At 50.1% G+C, this 19,755-nt stretch carries 13 protein-coding genes; 4 read left to right on the forward strand and 9 right to left on the reverse strand.

Translation table 11 applies throughout. The annotated features are described in order from the left end of the window. Positions 1-7: 7 nt before the first annotated feature. Genes EKK48_30450 through EKK48_30460 form a run of 3 tightly spaced genes read right to left on the reverse strand, consistent with a single transcriptional unit; the run spans position 8 to position 4,024 of the window. The gene (locus EKK48_30450; protein ID RTL34901.1) at positions 8-616 is read right to left on the reverse strand and encodes a hypothetical protein; all 609 of its coding nucleotides are present in this window, start codon (positions 614-616) and stop codon (positions 8-10) included. Further along, a complete protein-coding gene (locus EKK48_30455; protein RTL34902.1) occupies positions 609-2,447 on the reverse strand; it encodes a hypothetical protein in 1,839 nt (612 codons plus the stop codon). Before EKK48_30455 ends, EKK48_30450 begins: the two co-directional genes overlap by 8 nt. Then, positions 2,444-4,024: an SGNH/GDSL hydrolase family protein gene (locus EKK48_30460; GenBank protein RTL34903.1), complete on the reverse strand. Its 1,581-nt coding sequence runs from the start codon at positions 4,022-4,024 to the stop codon at positions 2,444-2,446. Before EKK48_30460 ends, EKK48_30455 begins: the two co-directional genes overlap by 4 nt. Before the next feature lie 461 nt (positions 4,025-4,485). On the opposite strand from EKK48_30460, the gene EKK48_30465 reads away from it, so the two are divergent. Beyond that, positions 4,486-5,280, forward strand: a complete 795-nt coding sequence (locus EKK48_30465) for a hypothetical protein (protein ID RTL34904.1) — start codon at positions 4,486-4,488, stop codon at positions 5,278-5,280. Between the two features lie 23 nt (positions 5,281-5,303). Here the strand turns inward: EKK48_30465 and EKK48_30470 are convergent, their stop codons facing one another. After that, complete coding sequence (locus tag EKK48_30470; GenBank protein RTL34905.1) at positions 5,304-6,845, reverse strand: SGNH/GDSL hydrolase family protein; 1,542 nt, start codon at positions 6,843-6,845, stop codon at positions 5,304-5,306. A gap of 25 nt (positions 6,846-6,870) precedes the next feature. Further along, positions 6,871-10,158 carry a carbamoyl-phosphate synthase large subunit gene (locus EKK48_30475; GenBank protein RTL34906.1) on the reverse strand — a complete coding sequence of 1,096 codons (3,288 nt, stop codon included), beginning with the start codon at positions 10,156-10,158 and terminating at the stop codon, positions 6,871-6,873. A 446-nt stretch (positions 10,159-10,604) separates the two neighbouring features. On the opposite strand from EKK48_30475, the gene EKK48_30480 reads away from it, so the two are divergent. Beyond that, the gene (locus EKK48_30480) at positions 10,605-11,375 is read left to right on the forward strand and encodes a hypothetical protein (protein RTL34907.1); all 771 of its coding nucleotides are present in this window, start codon (positions 10,605-10,607) and stop codon (positions 11,373-11,375) included. 39 nt (positions 11,376-11,414) lie between these two features. On the opposite strand, the gene EKK48_30485 is transcribed toward EKK48_30480, so the two are convergent. Beyond that, the gene (locus EKK48_30485) at positions 11,415-12,677 is read right to left on the reverse strand and encodes an MFS transporter (GenBank protein RTL34908.1); all 1,263 of its coding nucleotides are present in this window, start codon (positions 12,675-12,677) and stop codon (positions 11,415-11,417) included. A 15-nt stretch (positions 12,678-12,692) separates the two neighbouring features. Further along, a complete protein-coding gene (locus tag EKK48_30490; GenBank protein RTL34909.1) occupies positions 12,693-13,904 on the reverse strand; it encodes a YkgJ family cysteine cluster protein in 1,212 nt (403 codons plus the stop codon). A 158-nt stretch (positions 13,905-14,062) separates the two neighbouring features. Between EKK48_30490 and EKK48_30495 the strand changes: the two genes are divergently transcribed. Then, positions 14,063-16,570 (forward strand): tetratricopeptide repeat protein, encoded by a 2,508-nt coding sequence (locus EKK48_30495; GenBank protein RTL34910.1) that lies wholly within the window; start codon positions 14,063-14,065, stop codon positions 16,568-16,570. A gap of 6 nt (positions 16,571-16,576) precedes the next feature. Then, the gene (locus tag EKK48_30500; protein RTL34911.1) at positions 16,577-17,035 is read left to right on the forward strand and encodes a hypothetical protein; all 459 of its coding nucleotides are present in this window, start codon (positions 16,577-16,579) and stop codon (positions 17,033-17,035) included. A 67-nt stretch (positions 17,036-17,102) separates the two neighbouring features. Here EKK48_30500 and EKK48_30505 read toward each other — a convergent pair whose 3' ends face one another. Both EKK48_30505 and EKK48_30510 read right to left on the reverse strand, forming a co-directional pair. Continuing rightward, positions 17,103-17,327: a hypothetical protein gene (locus EKK48_30505; GenBank protein ID RTL34912.1), complete on the reverse strand. Its 225-nt coding sequence runs from the start codon at positions 17,325-17,327 to the stop codon at positions 17,103-17,105. 222 nt (positions 17,328-17,549) lie between these two features. After that, on the reverse strand, positions 17,550-19,652 hold the full coding sequence (locus EKK48_30510; protein RTL34913.1) for a hypothetical protein: 2,103 nt from the start codon (positions 19,650-19,652) through the stop codon (positions 17,550-17,552). Positions 19,653-19,755: the final 103 nt, after the last annotated feature.

The raw sequence follows: 19,755 nt of genomic DNA on the forward strand, positions 1-19,755 counted from the left end.
ATGGTGCCTAAAACAGAGTGTAGATCAATGGAGCAATGGCAGAACTTTGCACCAAAACGCCCATCAAACCGAGCACCAGAAACAGTACCAGGCAGGGCAGAAGAATCAGCTGTCCGTGCTCGGTGAAATAGCGAAATGCATGCAATGAATTCAAAAGCATAGAGCTCTTCTGGTTGCCTTTGACAGTGCTGTTCTGAGAGGTAACGTTCTTGTCCACCCAACCTTCCATGTTGGCAGGAGCTGTGCCATCCCAACTGTAGAAGGGATGCGTGCCATAGACTTTCTGGGCAATCAAACCGATGGGAAGCACTACAACGAAATAGACTATGGCGATCAACACTTTGAATACTTGCGTAGCGACAAAGCCGCCCACCATCTGGATAGCCTTCTGCGGATAGCTGATCAAACCAGGCATGACAACCGTGATAGCCAGAATCGCCAGTCCGACTTCACTGACTGTGAGCCAGTAGTTCTCTTGAACGAGAAAGAAATAGCGGAAGGCACCCATCAATGTAAGCACCCAACCGAGCGCCAGACCGAAGATGATGGTGGCTTTCAGTTCCTCCATTTCCTTTCGATCGTGAAGTCGACTCAGGTACGTCGAATGATTAGTCAAGTTCAAACCTCCTTAACCATTTTTCTCTGTCTGCATCGTTAAGCGGACGATTCTTCTGCTCTTCGCGTCTCATGAATCGATTACCGACAACGAGACAGTCAATTTCAGTCGCCATAAAGCAGCGATAAGCATCTTCAGCTGAGTTGACAATCGGCTCACCGCGCACATTGAATGAAGTGTTGACGATAACCGAAGAACCAGTCTTCTCTTTGAACTGAGTTATTACATCGTAAATAAAAGGATTACGCTCACGGTCAATGGTTTGAACACGAGCCGAATAGTCGACGTGGGTAACTGCTGGAATTTCACTGCGGATCTGCTTCAACTTGTCGATACCGAATGAGCCGTCATCCACAACCTCTTTCCGCCTGCCTGCTGCCACAGGGTAGCAGAGGAGCATGTAAGGGCTCTCTTGCGGAATGTCGAAATATTTGGTGGCATCTTCCGCCAGCACCATCGGAGCAAAAGGTCTGAAACTCTCTCTGAATTTGACTTTCAAATTGAGATGGCTCTGCATATTCTGACTGCGAGCGTCAGCTAGAATCGACCGCGATCCCAGGGCTCGTGGACCGAACTCGGCGCTGCCTCTTGCTACCGCCACAATTTTCCCGTCAGCGATAGCGCCGGCAATCTTCGACTTCAATTCCTCATCTGTGCACTTGTCCCAGACAGCGCCCATGCGATTGAGAACTTCATCATCATCGCGAGAGGTAGGTTCGATTTCATACCCGAGGAAAGCACCATGCATGGCGTCTGGCTTTTGCACTATGCGTTCGTTGCCTAACTCATGGTGCCACATCCACAAAGCAGCACCGAGCGCACCGCCGGCATCACCGGCAGCAGGCTGAATCCAGATCTTCTCAAATGGACCTTCTCTGGAAAGTAATCCTGTTGCCACTACATTCAGTGACACACCACCGGCCATGACGAGATTCTTCATGCCCGTCTCTTTGTAAACGTAGGCGCCCATCTTCAGAACGATCTCATTGAGAACAGCCTGGATGCTCGCTGCCAGGTCCATCTCACGCTGTGTAATCATAGACTCAGCCTCACGCGGCGGTCCACCAAAAAGCTGATGGAATCTGGCGTTTGTCATCTCCAGACCGCCGACGTAATTGAAATAGTGCTGGTTCAGAACAATCGCACCATCATCCTGAATCTGGATCAATTTGTCTTTGATGATATCGGCATACTTGGGCTCGCCATAAGGCGCAAGACCCATGAGCTTGTACTCACCGCTGTTGATTTTGAATCCCGTATACGAGGTGAAGGCGGAATACAGCAAACCGACTGAATTTGGAAAACGGATATGCTTAATAAGCTCAATCTGATTTTTCTTGCCTGTGCCAAAAGTGGTTGTTGACCATTCTCCAACACCATCGATGGTCAATATAGCGGCTTCTTCAAATGGCGAGGGATAGAATGTGCTGGCAGCATGCGACATGTGATGGTCGCAGAAATGCACGTGCTTGTTTACACCCAGCTCCTTCGACATCTCGTGCCCCATCCAGAGTTTCTTGGAAAGCCACGATGGCAGAGCTCTGACAAAGCTGGGAAGACTGGCCGGGGCAGTGACGTGATAAGTAGTGAGCAATCGCTCAAACTTCGCATAAGGATTTTCGTAAAAGACGATGTGATCGATATCGTGCTCGGTTATTTTCGCCGTTTCCAGACAGAAGTTGACGGAGTTATGAGGAAACGAGCTGTCGCCTTTATTTCGAGTGAATCGCTCTTCTTGAGCAGCGGCGACACAAACGCCGTCTTCCAGCAAAGCGGCCGCGGAATCGTGGTAGTAGGCGGATATTCCGAGTACCCTCGTTTTCGAACTCATTGAGCAGCTCCTGCAGTTGGTATCATGTCCAAAATTATTCCGTGATTAGCACCTTTGAATTTCGCATTGACGCGCACTGAGCTCACGGGCCAGGCTGCGTATTTATCGGGAATCTTCCAGCAACTGGAGCCACCTTTCTTGATGCCCAGCTCGACTGGAATGCCGTCGTCATAATTTTTTGTTGGCTCTTCAAATGTCACCGAGATATCGCCTTCTTTCAGCTGCTCTCCGATCAGTTTGATTTCCGACAAGCGGGTGGCGTGAGCTAAATTCAAAAGTACGAAGGGCTTGCGCAATGGCATAGACAAAAGATCCGACTCGCTCTCTGGATAAACGAAGAAGGCGTGCTCCTTGTTCTGGCGCAATTGAATATCGGAAGGAACACAATCGTTGATCACAGGCAGGTTGCTGACCGGCTTGTCGAGTGTGCGCGGACCGAGCACATCTTTGTAATTGGCCTCAATGTAATCGGCAGCCTTGACTGCATAGAAATGACAGGCGAGAGATCCCGGGTGCGAATTAACGGGATTGATCAGATACAAGAACTTCTGTGATTCGCTGCCGGGTGCAGCATGCGACGACACGTAAGCGATAAAGTCATTGAGGATGTCGTAAAACGGCATTCCAGCCAGAGTAAAAGCTTGCCTGACCGGTGCATAACGGTCTTCATAGTAGCGTCTTATATTTTCGTAGAAGGCACGTCCGGTGAAAGTCTCGTTCTTATCGTGGCTCGACGGAAAAACTACAGCGTTGGGAAAAGTAATGTAGAAAGCTGGAACACCTGACTGCTTGGAAAATTCGGCAACATTCTCAACTGTCTTTTTGTAGTGCTCGAAGTTATCGCCCTCGACAATCTTCTGCTCCCAGTCACCAAACTGCCAGCCATAGCGATCACCGGCAAGAATCTCACCGCGGCGTTTTTTGCGAATCGCCAGTAGCTGTTCCGCCAAATTCGGGAAGGCTCCTTCCATAAGCTTGGTGGCGCGCTCAGGGAAATCCTCATCTTTCGGCACAATCAGAGCTTTGCAGACATGCCCTCCCGTCGGGGCGATCTGCTCACCTTCATCAGGATCATTGGTGACGTATCCCCAGACAACCAGGTCAGGTTTGTACTCAGGAATCAATTTTTTCGCCCAACCGAGCTCTCTCCAGGTGGCTGCGCCACGCAGACCGGCACCAACAACTTCGACGTCGTGATATCCACGACGCTCGAGTTCGAGCTGTAATTGACGCCACCAGATCGTGTTCAGGTTGGAGTAACCATGCCCCCAGACATATGAGTCGCCCAGCACGAGAATGCGCTTTTTGGTGTGCTTTTCCGCCGAGACGGGAAACAGATCAGAGCGCCAGACAGGATTGACATCATCCGCTTTGTTGCGGACGTGCATCCAGTGCAGCAACTTCTCATTTTCGGCTTTCCAACCAGTTGAAGCGATTTTCCCCGAATCTTCCATCGTCGGAATTACATATGCATCGACGGCAAAGCAGAGACCCAGAAGAATCGCAACAGATATAAGCAGATAGCGGATGGCTACTGCATTTCCTCTGGTCAGCTTTTTCAAGACGGAGACGAACATTCCACTCCAAAGGGCTTGAATGCTAAATTCACATCGTTCCGGAATCGATGTTGCCCGGCGCCAGAATTATACAAAAGCAGGACCCATGCCGTTGTTAGGAGCACCTAATTATCCCGGCGGTGAGAGCATGCTAACAGACAGAACCACAACCCAATCCACGAAAAGCCTTACGAGAGCCCACTTTTGCAGCAGCAAAATTATGGTAACGGAATGAAAGGAAATACTTCGTATATCGATCCGACTCTAATGTGAGAGGAACTTATTCTCAACAAACCGCACAACAAAGCGGCTGTTGACAAGCCAAGCAGAACAGAAAGCCACAGTTGTAAAGGTGCTGACGAGTGCAAGCACTCCTTTTCGTGGAAACAAAAGGAAGCTGCATGCTTCAATAAGATCATCAGTAAGCTGCAATTTCGGCTTGCCTGTCATTCTTGTCCACAGAATATAGTGGCAAAGACCACATGCGATACCAGGAGTCATTTGTGCGCAAAATACTATTTCTTGCACTTGTATTCGTCGCCACACTTGCGAATGCACCAGCTTTCGCCAACAGCAAATTCGAGACAAACAGCATCACGCCAAATATTTTGGTCGTCTATTTTCACTCCTATGGTGGAAACTTTCTCGAACCTTTTGAAAAGCCGTCGACGGCTGAAAGCATAGCGAAAGCTTTACTGAAAGACATTCCCGGTGTGGCTATTCAAACAGTCGACCGAGATTCCACAGCTGCTCTGAACGGCAGTGACGGATATCGAGGCGTTTCTCAACTAATAGTCCAAGATTACGCAGCACATCCCAGTCTCAAACACGTTGTCTTATGCGGCACCTCCCTTGGTGCCTACGAAGCAGTCGCCTATCTGCATTATGCTCCAACGAATATTTTCGAGAAAATTTCCGGCATAATTTCAGTGGAACCGACCGATGATCTGGCCGAACTCTACTGGAAGACACAATCTCCTAAAGTAAGACAACTACTCTTCCAATCTTTCGGCGGCGACCCAAATAGAGAACCAGATTACTATCGCTCCCACAGCGTCAAAACCCTGTACTCCAACGTACCCGACAGACCCAACGTCAAAGTCTGCGTAGTCTCGGCCAGGCGAGATGATGTGGTGCCTCCATCTCAGCAAAGGCGCTTATGCGAAACGCTACGCCAGAAGAAATTCAAAGTGCAGTTAGTCGAGATTGACCGGGGTCACTCCATTGCCGACGCGGTCACGTACGGCGACGGGCTGCATTTCGTGACAGGCAGATAACCGTTCAGCAATCTCTCAGCTGCCTACTTAGCAGTGGCAACATCCAGAATCAAACCACGATTTAAACCCTTGAATTGAGCGTTGATTCGAATCGTGTTAACACGCGAAGAGCGCGGTCCTTCAGGCAGAGTCCAGCTCACGCAATTTCCTTTTTTCTCTCCCAGCTCGGTTAACGAGCCGTCGTCGAAATGCTGATCCACACCGTCTGCAGAGAAGTAAACATCGGCACTCTTTAAGTCCGCTCCATTCAAAGTTATCGACTTGACAGACGCCGGATGTTCGAGATTCAACTGCACATATGGCTTACGAATCGGCATTGTAAGCAGATCATCATCGGTGTTGGGATAGACGAAGAAAATATGCTCATCGTTTTGCTTGAGTGAAATGTGCGCCGGCAACCAATCGTTGATATGAACCTTATTGACCACATCAACAGGCATAGACTTCTGTCCCAGGCACTGCGGATAGTGCGACTCGAGAATATTGGCAGTTTGCACGGCGTGCACATAAGTGGCTTGAGGACCGGGGTGTCCGTTGGCAGGATTGATAGCCAACCACAGCGGCGGCTCTGGTCTGTCCATCCGGGGGTCCGGCGCAACGAAAGCCAGGAATGAGTCGAGCAAGTCGTACCATTTTATGCCGTTTGCTTCAAACAGCTGCTTCACTGGTGTGTAGCGCGGAACATAATAATTGCGAATCACACTGAGCATATTTCGCCCGCTCAAATTGCGGGTATCGAAGATACAAGATGGCAGAGTCACCGCAAATGATGGAATAGGAAGCGCCTGAACATACTCTCCTAATTGTTTGACGGTGTCGTGATAGACCTCCCAGTTTTTCCCTTCCAGGAGTTTCAACTCCCAATCGGAAAAATCCCAACCGTAAACCTGCCCCGACAGCTTTCTCGTGCGGCAGGCACTCCTGAGAGTCTGAAACTCATCGCCAATATTCGGGAAAGTCGTAGCGATGAATGTTTTCACGCGCACAGGAAAGTCGTCTTCCGGCAGACGCACATTTTTGACGAGGCCCAATCCGTCCTGACTGCCCTCTTCTGCGTCGTTAGTGACATAACCCCAGATCAAAGCATCAGGTTTATAAATCGGCACGTACTGTTTAGCCCAGCGCAACTCTTTGCGAGTCGGCGCACCTGGCATTCCGGCAGCTACCACTTCAACGTCGTTGTAGCCACGGCGCTCCAGCTCGCGTTGTAACTGCCGCCACCAGATTGTATTCATGTTGGCGTAGCCTGTGCCCCAGACAAATGAATCACCCATGACCATGATGCGTTTTGACCTGGGACAGTCAATTGAGACAGGCCAACCTTCTGAACGCCAGATCGGATCCTTCTCAGTGGCCAGATTACGCGCGTGCATCTGCGCCACCATTTTGGTGTTGTCGGCACGCCAGGCACTGGAGCAAATCTTGCCTTGATCTTCGAGACTGGTAAGCACGAACTGGTCTATCAAGACAAGCAATGCAATGACGAAAACGATCGAATAGAGCGCGTAGTTGACAGCAATTACAGGCAGAACCTGAAACTGTTTACCGCCAATTTTAAAATTCACAACAACCCGCTCCTCGAATTATCAATCATGTGGTGGCGAGATTTTTCGCCGGTGGCACGAAGCTTATTACACCCTGTGCGTGCAAATCCTGAAGACTGACCGGAGCAGCATCGTGCACCTGACCGCAGTAAATGGAGGTGCCTATCTGTCGCGCTTCCGTAAAGCTCACTGTGACCACACGCCCCAGGTCAACACCAGCCCGACGCAGGTTATGCTCACGCTCATCCAGAGCATCTATCAAAGAAAGACTGACGATCAAATCAATCTGCTTCGCCTCGAGCTCACGCCGAATGGCAGATGCTGAAGACGTATCAATAACATCAAGACCCGGAGCAAACAAATTATTCGAGAGCACATCGCTTATATAGATTTTGACACCGAGCGTAGAATATTGAGCGATCAAATCAGCTGTCTGAGAGAGACACTGGGCAGCAGAGGAGAAGAGAACCGATTTCGCCTCGCGGGTCTCTCGATTAGCCCCCTTCTGAGCCTTGGCGAAGGCGCAACAAGCTTCAGGAGCAATCCCCATCACTTCACCGGTTGAACGCATCTCGGGACCAAGAGTGACGGCCGACTGCCTGAACTTTTCAAATGGCAAAACTGGAGATTTGACGGCCACGCAAGTCGCGCGCTCTTGCCACAGATGGCTGAGCGAAACGAGCGATTCTCCCATGATCACTCGTGTGCCGATCGAAGCCCAGGGCACGCCACTGGCTTTGGAAACAAATGGAATGGTTCGACTGGCTCGAGGATTGGCTTCAATCACATAGACTTCATCGTCTTGCACTGCAAATTGAATATTGAGGAATCCTTTTACTTCCAGTTCAGCCGCGATCGCTTTCGTAATTGCGGTCATCTGATCAACTATTCGAGCACTGAGACTTTGTGGTGGCATGAAACATGAGCTGTCGCCTGAATGTATACCGGCTTGCTCGACATGCTCCATCACTCCTGCAATGACAGTGTCGACGCCGTCTGAGATAGCGTCGACATCGACTTCGATTGCATCGGTCAAGAATCGGTCAATGAGAACTCCGGCAGCTGCTGCAAAACCGGCGTTGAGGAACTTCTGCAATTGCTCGGGCGTGTGCACGACCTGCATCGCTCTGCCACCAAGGACATAGCTTGGACGAATCAAAACCGGATAGCCGATCGTCGATGCAACCGAAGTCGCTTCCTCGACCGAATAAGCCACAGCGCCGGCTGGACGCTTCAGTCCGAGCTTGTTCAAAAGTCCTATAAACGCATCTCTATCTTCTGCCAGATGAATTGACTCAACAGAGGTGCCAAGAATTTTGAAGCCGCGTGCGCTCAGGGATGAGGCTAACTTCAGAGGTGTCTGACCGCCCATCTGGATGATGATGCCCGGACCGTCTTCGCGCAGGACGATGTTAGACACATCTTCCAATGTAATGGGTTCAAAGTACAACTTGCTGGAAACGTCATAATCTGTCGACACGGTCTCAGGATTACAGTTCACCATAATTGGTGTCATGCCAATTTCCTTCAGACATAAACTCGCCTGCACGCAGCAATAGTCAAACTCGATGCCCTGTCCGATGCGATTCGGTCCGCTGCCGAGGATCATTACCTTTTGCGAGTTATGACGCGGTGCAACATCTTCACTTTCATCAGCGCCATATGAGGAGTAAAGATAGTTTGAAGTGGTCGGAAACTCGCTCGCGCAGGTGTCAACCATTCTGTAGGCAGGATAGACATTGAGCGACTTGCGCAGCTCATAAACTGCATCTTCCGAAATATCCGAGTCGCTGCCCTCAGAGAAAATCGCCGCTATCTGAGCATCGCCAAAACCCAACTTCTTCAAAGCGACGAATTCTTCACGGGTAAGGGCAGAAAGCACATCAGAGCCGGCAGCAAGAGCGAGTCCCTTGAGCCGTCTGTCAATCTCGAATATCTCAAGCAAACCATCCAGGAACCAGCCGTCAAAAGAACTCAACTCTTTGATCTCATCAACGGAGAGCCCGGCGTTGAACGCGCCCCAGACATCTATCAGTCTAAAACGAGACCGTTCGAGCATACGCTGCTTCCACAGATCTTTGTCGGCAGAGGCACGACCTTTTATCTCAGCAAAACCCGTGACGCCTAACTCCAGACTGCGGAAAGCCTTTTGTATCGACTCCTGAAACGTAGAGCCTATGCCCATCGCTTCGCCGACAGACTTCATCTGCGTGCCCAGCTTTTCACAACTTCCAGAAAACTTTCCGAACTCGAAGCGCGGCAGTTTTGTGACAACATAATCGAGAACCGGTTCGAAGCAGGCCGAGACGTCACCAACAATGTCGTTGCGAATTTCATCAAGTGTCAGACCCACAGCTAACTTAGCCGCCACCTTGGCGATCGGATAACCGGTGGCTTTGCTTGCCAGGGCCGATGAACGAGAAACACGTGGATTCATTTCAATCACGACAAACTGACCGTTGATCGGATTGATGGCAAACTGAATGTTGGAACCGCCGCAGTCTATTCCGACAGCACTGATGATCTTTTTAGAAGCGTCCCTCAAAATTTGAAACTCTGGGTCAGAGAGCGTTTGCACCGGAGCTACCGTGATTGAATCTCCGGTGTGTATGCCCATCGGGTCAACGTTCTCTATCGAGCAGACGACAATGAAATTGTCCGCCTTATCGCGAACTACTTCAAACTCCAGTTCTTTCCAGCCGATGATACTTTCCTCGAGCAACACCTTACCGACTGGACTGGCTTGCAAGCCATCGGCGCAGACTCTGAGAAGTTCATCGTAGTCATGTGCGGTGCCGCTGCCACTGCCACCAAGTGTGAAGGCTGGTCTGACGATGACAGGGAAACCAATTTCTTGCGCGATTTCCTGGATCGAATCAAGCGACTGAATCACTGCCGATTTCGGCAGAGGCATACCGATCTCAATCATTTTCGCCTTGAACAACTCTCTGTCTTCGGCCACCTCGATGGCTTTCAAGGAAGCGCCAATCAGCTCGACGCCCAATTCCTGCAAACAACCAGAGTTAGCCAACTCAACAGCTACGTTAAGAGCAGTCTGCCCGCCCACTGTAGGCAGGAGCGCATCCGGACGTTCGATTTCGATAATTTCTCTGACAACATCGGCTGTGAGTGGCTCAATGTAAGTCTTAGTGGCTCGACCAGGATCAGTCATGATCGTGGCTGGGTTCGAGTTGACCAGCACAACCTCGTACCCTTCGTCTTTCAAAGCCTTGCAGGCTTGAGTTCCTGAATAATCAAATTCACACGCCTGACCAATTCTGATAGGTCCAGCTCCAAGAACTAAGACTTTGCTAATGTCGGATCTTTTTGGCATTTGGTACCGCGGGGAAACCTTGTCTGGATAAGCCTTTTGCTATTAGCAGGGCATTATACCGAAGAGGCAAAGAGGAAAGGTTAGTGAGACCTAAGTCAGCACTTGCAATCCTCCAAAATTTCTCAATTTAGCTTAGACAGGACTTAAGAAAGTCATCGATCAGAAAAAACAAACGTGGTTTGCTAGCCAAATCATATTGATTAGACACTCCAACGAGCTCATTTCGATGCCGATGCTCTCTCCTTTGATGATAGAGAGTTAAATAGGTCTGGTGAAGATACTTTTTCAATCTAGCAATTGCTTAAGAATGAAATGACGAGCAAAACCAGGCGAGCCCGAACGGTAAAAGGTTGAGTATCTGCGAACCTGAGCAATTACAGCTAAGATAGAAACAGGAAACCGTTCGTAAACAGTGTCAGACATCCAGACGATCGGAAGTCGATCGATTGAAAACACCAAGCCTACGTCTGCTGTTGATTGCTCTGACTGTTTTGACCTGCACATCCGGGGTGAACAGTTGGGCTCTTCCCGCTCCCGGGGTAAAACAAACAGCTCCTCAGAATACGGCAAAAATGAATGCGTTGCAGCTCAAACAGAGCCATTACTTTTTTGGCGATGTTGAAACAATCGCCAGTAAAACTGCTATCCGCATGGAAGACACAGGATCATGGAAATTTGTTCTGGTGGCCAGAGCCCCTGACTGGAAAGTAACTGTCTATCGAAACGACGACAAAATTTACTACACATGCCCTCTGGAAACTTTCTTAGACGGAGGAATGGTCTCGCAGTTTCTGGTCGGTCGTAAGGGCGAATTTATAAACGGCGGCAGCAATGAAACCTTGAGCACAACCGTCGCCGGCGTTCATGTTAAACGCTGCAGAGGCTCGATTGCTCTTTGCGAATACCTGCCTGCCGAAAAGCTGGTCGCACCGCAGGTAGTGCGAATCTTGTATGAGACTTTTCGAATGCCTACAAACGGCGGAGTAACTTTGCGCTTCATGCAAATCAAGCAGGGTACTGACTGGATGACCGGTTTGAAGGACTCCGGCTTGCAGAAAATGCTCTCCACACAAAGTGCAAAAATGGTCTCAGTGCCAGTGAGCATATTTGATCCACCGACCGGTTACAAACGGTCCAAGTCATTGCGCGAAGTTTTAATCAGCAAGGAATCAAGAGATTCCAGCACGGACGCAAAAGACCTTTTCGAAATCAAGTAATCGCCCACCGGCAAGTAGAGCAGATTCCAGACGAGTGGTTTACACCTGCGGGTTGGTTTTGGGTGCCGACAAACGCTCGGCGCGAACCGAAAGAAGATAGACGATTCCGGAACATAAACAAACCACGCCGCATACGGCAACAGTCAAAGGTGCTCCCCAGCGACTGGCGCACATCCCGACGAAATAACTTCCGAAAGGCGCAATTCCGAGCATCACCATCATGTAAATGCTCATCACGCGCCCCCGCAATCGATCAGACACAGCTAGCTGGAAAAGAGAATGCCCACCGCTCATCTGAGTAGTCATAAACAAACCAATCATCGATGCCAGCATCAAAGAAATCCACAAATTACGCGAGAAACAAAATGCAATCAGGGAGATACTGAAACCAACACTGGCAAAACCAACAGCATACTTGAGGAATGGACCACTGCCACGATGAGCCAGATTGAGCGCGGCCAGAAATGCGCCTACACCTGCCACCGCACGCAGTGCGCCCAGAGTTTTCACGTCTCCGCCAAGAATTTCAGAAGCGAACAGGGGCAAGAGTACAGTGAATTGAAGACCAAACAAACTCAAGACAATAGCCAGAAGAAGCACTCGCCGCACAGAAAACTCTTGCCAGACGAATTTGAGCGCCTCAGAGACGTGCTGACTGTCGGCGTGGCTGACCTTCTCGCGCTTCTGCACCTTTAAAAGCGCTATGGCAACGATAGCAGCCAGGAAACTAATGGCATTTAGAACAAAACAAACACCTTCACCTGCCGCAGCAACAATCACGCCACCTAGCGCCGGGCCGACCGTGCGCGCTGCCTGAAAGAGGGATGAATTCAAACTGATGGCGTTAACCAGATCCTCCCTCTCCACCAGATCTACAAGCAATGCCTGCCGCGATGGCACTTCAAAAGCGCTGCAAGTGCCCACCCAGGCAGCCAGGCAGATCGCATGCCAGAGCTGCACTTGATTTGTCAGCGTCAAGTAAGCCAGCACCACGGCTTGCAGCATTGCCAGAATCTGCGTGCATAGGAGCATCTTTTTGCGGTCACACTTGTCTGCCAGCGACCCACCCAGAAGTCCAAATAGCAACATCGGCAAGAGATTCGCACTTTCCACCTGTGCCAGCGCCACCGGAGAATGGGTGAGGCGATAGACAAGCCAGCTCAGTGCAACCCCTTGCATCCAGGTCCCAGACAGAGAAATCATCTGCCCGAGAAAGTAAATACGAAAATTGCGGTGCTTGAGCGAACGAAAAGTCTGGTCCAGTTCTTTCTTTAAGTTGCGTGACGGTCGTTCTGTTTGCATCTCTTTCAACTGGTACTACACAGATAATGACAAGATTCTTTCCACCCGAGCCGGGCTCTGCAAAAGCACCTCGAGAATTGCATGTGCTTCTCGCGACAGACTGGCTACAGTCAATCGTCGCTCAAGCATCCTTATCTGCTCCAGTTGCCACTGAAAGTCCGAGGTATCAACGGCAGAGATGTTTGCCATCTTCAAATGAATTCGAACCAGCGCGACAAGCACAATCAGGTGGTGGTAGCCGGATAGAAGACTCAGTCCACCAAAGCCTGGACCAAAATAGAGCTTAGAAAATAGTCTGCAGTAGACAAAGCGCGTCAAAAGTTGTTCGAACTGTTCGTAGTCGGTCGCTCTGTAACGACGATCATTTATAGCTTTAAAAGAAACAAGCTCCGCTGCTGCACCATCGCGGTGGAAGCGCATAGATAGCGATGGTGCCGGCTGGGCAAGCAGATCCATAAACTGCCCGTGATCAAACTCTGCAACGCCCTCATCGTAGGGATCAGCGACAAAATACATTTCATAGAGTAGTTTGAGCAAAATCTGATCGATCAGTATCGGGCGCACTTTAGTCAAATGCGCGTTATCGAGATCCACCGGTTTCGAAATTTTGCCGACAATGAATCGACTTTGAGCGAGCAAGACTTCTCGAGTCAGAGTTTTGCCAGGGCAAATATTCTCAAGCAGCACTTTGTCGATCGATAGAAACTCGACCCAACGCATTGAAACTCCGTCTACAAGCTGAATTTGACTCCAATCTGGCTGATTGGGAAACAGCTGCGTAAAAAGCGACAACTGTTGTTGCAGAAATTCCTTTTGCAAAGTCAACGGAGACCCGCTATTGAGGAGCACTCCCGTGCTCGCGAAACTGACAGAAGCAAAAGTGCCTGAGGGCGTATTAGTAAATGTATAAGGGAAAAGACGGCACATTGCTGGTTTGCTTTCAATGCCAAAGTTTTTGTGCAACCTGCAACGAATATCAGCATCTAAGTACTGGCAGCTGCCGTCAGACTTTTTCTCAAGCGCATGAGTAAACGCCTTCATCTTATCGACTGAATTGGGCAAGTGGCGAAAGTTCGGCTTATCCGAATCACCGGCTAAGGCGGTGATTCGCTCCACATCGGCATCAGTGGCAGGTACCGGCCAGTGAAAACAACAATTACCGCACCCGGTACAATCGAAATTGATTCCCTCGGGAATATAAAGAACGGTTTCAAACAGGCTGTTCACAGCGCACTCGTGAGGGTTTTATCAGTTAATCATAGCCCGGGAAGAGACGAAATTCGTCTCAATCTATTAAACTGAAGCCTAATTTCAAATAACCGCAAGTTACATTCAAGCGTGCCATAAGTTGTGCACGCAATCTGAGATCCAGGAGGTGGGGTTTAATGAAGCGACGGTCGAGGCTCTTCGCGACAGTGCTGGCGGCATCGCTGGCGATATTCAGCCCTTCAATCACCTCAGCTGCACCACCAGCCTCCCCAGCGACGAGCGCTGGTCAGGTCCAGGATAAGTGGGCAGTCGTAATCGGTTTGCAAGAATTTGCCGACCCGAGCATTCCCAGGCTTCACTTCTCAGCCAAAGACGCCAGAGACTTTTACGACTACCTGGTTGATCCAAATGGCGGGCGCTTCGCCAAAGATCACGTAAAACTGCTTGTCAATGCTGACGCTACCAAAGTCAATATCATGGACGTCCTGGGCGACTCATTCTTGCCGCACGGTGCTGCTCCGGGCGATCTGGTGGTGATTTACCTTTCCACTCACGGCTCACCGGCAGGTGCCGACATCAACGGTGTCAACTACGTTGTTGCCTATGACACGCAGGTGAACAAAATGTTTGCCACCGGTATAGAAATGCGTCAACTGATTAGAATCATCAAGGAACGCGTTCACACAAACAGAATCATGCTCGTCATGGACACCTGCTACAGCGGCGCTGGAGCCGTTGGAGAATCGCATAAAGGACTGTCGAGATCAAACATCAATCCCACTGCGCTCGCTCAAGGCAGCGGCAGCGTCGTGCTCTCATCCAGTTCGCCGGATCAGCGCGCCTGGGAATCGGAGAACTACAAAAACAGCTATTTCACCCACTATCTCATCGAAGCACTGAGAACTCCCGGCAATCATACAATCGACCAGGATTTCGCCGTCATGAAGCAGAAAGTACAGACCGACGTGCTCAAAGACAAGGGCGAACTGCAAACTCCGGTCATGGCATCGGCTTTGACCGGTCCATCATTTGTTGTCAACGCGCCGCCCAGCATCACGCGTCCGGCACCAGTGACGGTGCCTTACAGCAGCGAAGACCCGTCCGCCAGCGCAGCGTCTGCCGGCAAATCGCCCGGTTTGAATTTCGCCAGTTACGGCGCCCACAAAAGCGCCGCCGAGACACTGATCAGGCAGCACAAGCTCTGGGACGCCATTCATGAATTACAACTGGCAGTCAAAGACAATCCTTCTTCTGTAGATGCTTACCTGGCACTGGCCGATGCATTTGACGAGCAAGGACGCTATGGGGAAGCGTTTGAAGCTGCTAACAGGGCTGTCGTAAATGACAGCAACTCGACTCGCGGGCATGAAGTGCTTGGACGAGCCTACCTGCGAAACGGAAACACAGATGAAGCACTCAGACAAATCCAACTGTCTATAAGCCTTGATCCAACCAGCTCTGATGCGCATTTCCTGCTGGGATTTTTAGATCAATACAAAAACAACCGCATCGACGAGGCCGAGCAGCAATACAGAAAAGCTCTCGCTCTTGATGCTCTTAACGCAAAAGCCCTGGTCAATCTCGGCATTCTACTGGAACGTCAGGGACGCAGCATAGACGAAGCGGAGGGGTTATTTCACAAGGCAATTGATGCAGATGCAGAAGATTGGCAGGCCAGGCTAGGTCTCGCCAACATTCTCCTCAAATATAGAAACAACCCGAAAGAAGCAGAGGCGCAGATTCGCAAAGCGACAGAATTAGCGCCTGCAAATTCCAGATTGCACAGCGAACTGGGAAAAATTGTGGCTCTGGATAAAACACGCTACGAAGAAGCCGAAGCGGAATTCAAAAAAGGCATTGAGTTAGCTCCGAACATGGGCCTACCAGACTCCATGTTTGCTGCTTTTCTTCTCTCTACACTGGGTCGAGTCGACGAGGCAGAAAAGGAGTTCAGAAGAGCACTGCAACTGGATCCGAACTTAGACGAAGCACGAGTGGGTCTCGGAAATTTGCTGGTCGACTATCGCAAAGTTTATGACGAATCTGATGAACAGTTCAAAAAGGCACTGAAAATAAATCCGAAAAACGGCGGTGCATATATTGGTCTTGGACACATAGACACAGTTTTGTACAAAAATTTCAAATCAGCAGAACAAAATTTCAAGAAAGCAATCACCATTCAAGAAACCAACTCATATGCTCACGATCAGCTCGGACAGCTCTATTTCGAGCATATGCAGTTTCCGACTGAGGCTCAAACTGAATTTGAAAAAGCCATCAAATATGATCCCAACAACGCAGTTGCACACTTCCATTACGGCGTGCTGCTCCTCAGTCAGTTGACCAAAGACACCGAACAAAATAAAACAAAGTGGCGCGATCTCGTAGACCGGGCAAAAAAGGAGCTGGACACAGCCATCCAACTCGATCCCGCTAACTCGAGCTACCACGCGGCGCTGGCTAACCTCTACGTTGCGGACAAACAATACAAATTAGCTGAGCCCATCTATCGCAAGGCGCTCGAATCAAATATCACAGACGCCGATGCGCATTGCAAATTCGGATTGCTTTTGATCGAACATTTGAACAAACGCATCGAGGGCGAAGCTGAGTTGAAAAAAGCCCACACGATGAAGCCCGAAGAAAAGGGAATTCAAACTGTTTACGAACGCTACGTGCGGTAAAATCAGATTCCATTCCGCGGAGACTTAGGGAAAACCTTGCTCAAACTTGATCTGCCTGAACTGACCTACGCGTGGGAAGACGACACTCCAGACAACTCATACTATCTGGATATCGAGTCGGGTGTCGTCAAGCTAGTTAATCGCAATCTTCTGGACCTTCGCGACCTTACCGATGAAATCGAGCAGGACAGGCATAAATTTCTCTACATGCCAAAGCCTTCAAAAGAACAGCTTGTTCTGGATTTAAAGGAGTTTTGGTCCTCGGTCGAGGATGACAAACTGCGCAATATTCTCTCAATGGCATTCGAGAGCCCTCATCTGCTCTCTTCCTTTAAGAAGATTCTCGAAGGCAACAGCCCCGAACGTGAACGCTTTGAGCAATATCGACAAGAGAAGACTAAAAAGCGCATCGAAGAATGGCTGAAGTCCCATGCCATCAAGTACCAGCTTCAGACGCAAAGCTGAAATTTCTGACTCGCTTAATAACGCGGTCCGAACCAGGCATTGCGGCAGAGGCTACTGGACAACCGAACTAGGTGGCACCTGGCAACCGTCCGGCCGAATAGCCGGCTCCGACTGAACGCTCGGGCAAAGAGGGTCCCCGAACGCACTTGATAGCGGACCAGGGAAGATAAAGCGTCTCGCTTTCCCGCCTGATGCACAGGTATGTGCTCTGGTCAGCCATGGCTACCTCACCTTCGACCTGCTCCCCGCTAACCAGAAGCACTGTCACAGGTGTGTTCATCGGAATTGCCAACGAAATCCTCCTTCCACAATCAAGACTAGTTTAGCGAATTGACGGCACAGTTAAAAGGACCAGGAAAAAGCGGTAACCCAAGCCCTATAAAGGCTGAGGTCTTCCTGGCGGATTTTTAGCCGATATCCCCTTAAGCTTCAAATTCGAACGCTCAACCGATATCGGTTAAACAATGGAATTGGAACTTAAGACTGATATCGGTTAAGAATTGAATTTGGGGTACTAAGCAACCGCGCTCTTGTCGTCTGGGTGGAGCTTTTCTTCCTGCTGCTTTCTCAAATATGCCTCAGGTGAGCCGCTCGCCAGAGCTTCGTGAACTCGGGAGGCACTGCCATCACCGGTCAAGCGACGGGAGTCGGCAGAGATCTGAACGATCTGCACTACTTTGGCGCGAGCAGCGCTGATTTCACCTCGGGAATTGTTGATTTGACCGACCAGGTCGTAACGTCCCAGAGCGGTGTAGACCTGAGCCAGGCTGTTCAACTCAGCATCAGCAGCATCCAATGCGCCCAGAGAACCGCCAGTCGTATCATATTGTGCGCTCGCAGCCAGGGCCGCACCTACTGCAGTTGAGGCTTTAGATATGGCAGCTGTCGCACTACCGCCGCTATCCCATGCTTTCGCAGAGCCGTAGGCATTCGAGACTGTGCCGTCCGCGCGGACAGTAGTTCCGTCGTAGAAGCTTACGTCGCCACCAGTGCTGACGCTCATCAGGCTCTTGCCAAAAGCGTCGACTGAATTGAAATATCCCTGATTGTTCATCTGGGTGACTTGACCACCCTCTTCTTTGATGGTCAGATTGCCGCCCGGATTGGTATCGAGTGTGATACCACTATCATTTGGTCCACCAAATACGCTGATTGCTCCAGTATCTGAATTGAAGCTGCGGAACACATTTTGAGTTTCAGGATCAACGTTCGTGAATGTGTGACCGTCGTTGACGATGTCACCACATCCTGGATGCTTGACGTGCGTGCGTCCGGCATCATTTGTCACGGTAACCGTACCGGTGTCCGAAGAAGTCGTCATCTTACCGGTCTTCGTATCGATGTGCGTCTGATCATCGGCCTGTACATTACCAGCTGCTGTCACAACGGTCTTGCCGTCAACTGCCACAGCCCCGGTGGTCTCATCAACTTTCAACCCGGGCGGTATCATGTGATGGCGACCATGCATCTGAACCCATTGCTTGGCATGGGTGACCGGATCTTCTTGTTGAACATAAGCGTGATTGTTCTGGATTTTGATGACGTGCCCATCTCTTTCCAAAGTCACATATGGTCCGTTCTCATCGCCATGCTTGTAGGTTTTGACCATCAAACCATCCTGGCGCACTACAGCGTAGTCACCATCTTTGTCGACAAACAAACGAGTTTGCTGTGCCAGTTGTCCCGCATCCATTTGAGCGCGAGCAGCATCTGCATTCCTATCAGCTGGAGTCTGTGTTTGAGTGATAGACTTTTCCGAACTCAATTGTTGTGTTAATTGCTCACGTGAATTGAAGTCGAAAAGGTGCTTGCCGTCCTTGTCAGCGATGAAACCTTTCTGTGCCTTCTCGTCCCACTGGAAAGTTTGCTTTGTGGCACTGTCAACGACTGTCTTAGTTGATCCCTCAACCGTTACATCGTAAGCACCACTCTTATAGTGACCTTCCTTTGTATCCTTATTCAAAGCAATTTCAGCGGCACCGACACGACCTTCAATCGTGTGCGGGTCAACCTTCACGTCTACCGGCACGCCGTCGCCATTTTTGCCCTTCACATGAGCCTCGCCATTTTTTGCCGAGACTTCGGTTGTGGCACCAGTTTTAGTGTCTGTGGTGCTGAACAACCAGTCCATTGCGCTGGTGACCTTACCAGTTACTTCTTTGCCTACATTGGCAACAGCATCACCCATTTTGGAAAACCAACTCGATACGCTGGATGAGTCTGATGCCTGAGTGTCCGCAGGCTTCGCGTCTGGCTTAACTTCGGGCTTGGTCTTCGCTGCATCCGTTGAAGTTTTGAAAATGTCATCGCTGAAAGTAAGACTGCCGATATCGTCAATACTGCATTTGTCAGCAGTCTTGTCTGGAGTTACTCCCATCAGTGAGTCGTAACCGGAGACGATTTTCTTCCAGGCCCAGCCGCCCCAGGTATCGGACCGGCATTCATCCAGCTTCGCAGAACTGATACCACTGTGGTCGTTCCCACCGTGTTCGGTCGTAGACTCACCCGAGCCCTCGCTGTGATGATCGGCGGGGTCCTTGTGTTCTGGCGCAGCAGCAGTCTTCTTCTTCTCAGACGAAGAATCTGCCGACGAGATGAGGTTATCAGAAACGCTCACGAGGATATTTCCTCTGGATCTTGAGGGTTCGGGGGGGTTGAAGGTATAGCGGTAGTAAGCATGAATACTTTAGGGATCTTTGTAAATCATGTCATTGGGGAAA

The organism is Candidatus Melainabacteria bacterium, assembly GCA_003963305.1.
Classification (GTDB): Bacteria; Cyanobacteriota; Vampirovibrionia; order Obscuribacterales; family Obscuribacteraceae; genus PALSA-1081.

Bases quoted from the DNA above. Each gene is read 5' to 3' on its own strand.
- EKK48_30455 (RTL34902.1), bottom strand. From the start codon at position 2,447: ATGAGTTCGAAAACGAGGGTACTCGGAATATCCGCCTACTACCACGAT.
- EKK48_30460 (RTL34903.1), bottom strand. From the start codon at position 4,024: ATGTTCGTCTCCGTCTTGAAAAAGCTGACCAGAGGAAATGCAGTAGCC.
- EKK48_30465 (RTL34904.1), top strand. From the start codon at position 4,486: ATGCGATACCAGGAGTCATTTGTGCGCAAAATACTATTTCTTGCACTT.
- EKK48_30475 (RTL34906.1), bottom strand. From the start codon at position 10,158: ATGCCAAAAAGATCCGACATTAGCAAAGTCTTAGTTCTTGGAGCTGGA.
- EKK48_30485 (RTL34908.1), bottom strand. From the start codon at position 12,677: ATGCAAACAGAACGACCGTCACGCAACTTAAAGAAAGAACTGGACCAG.
- EKK48_30495 (RTL34910.1), top strand. From the start codon at position 14,063: ATGAAGCGACGGTCGAGGCTCTTCGCGACAGTGCTGGCGGCATCGCTG.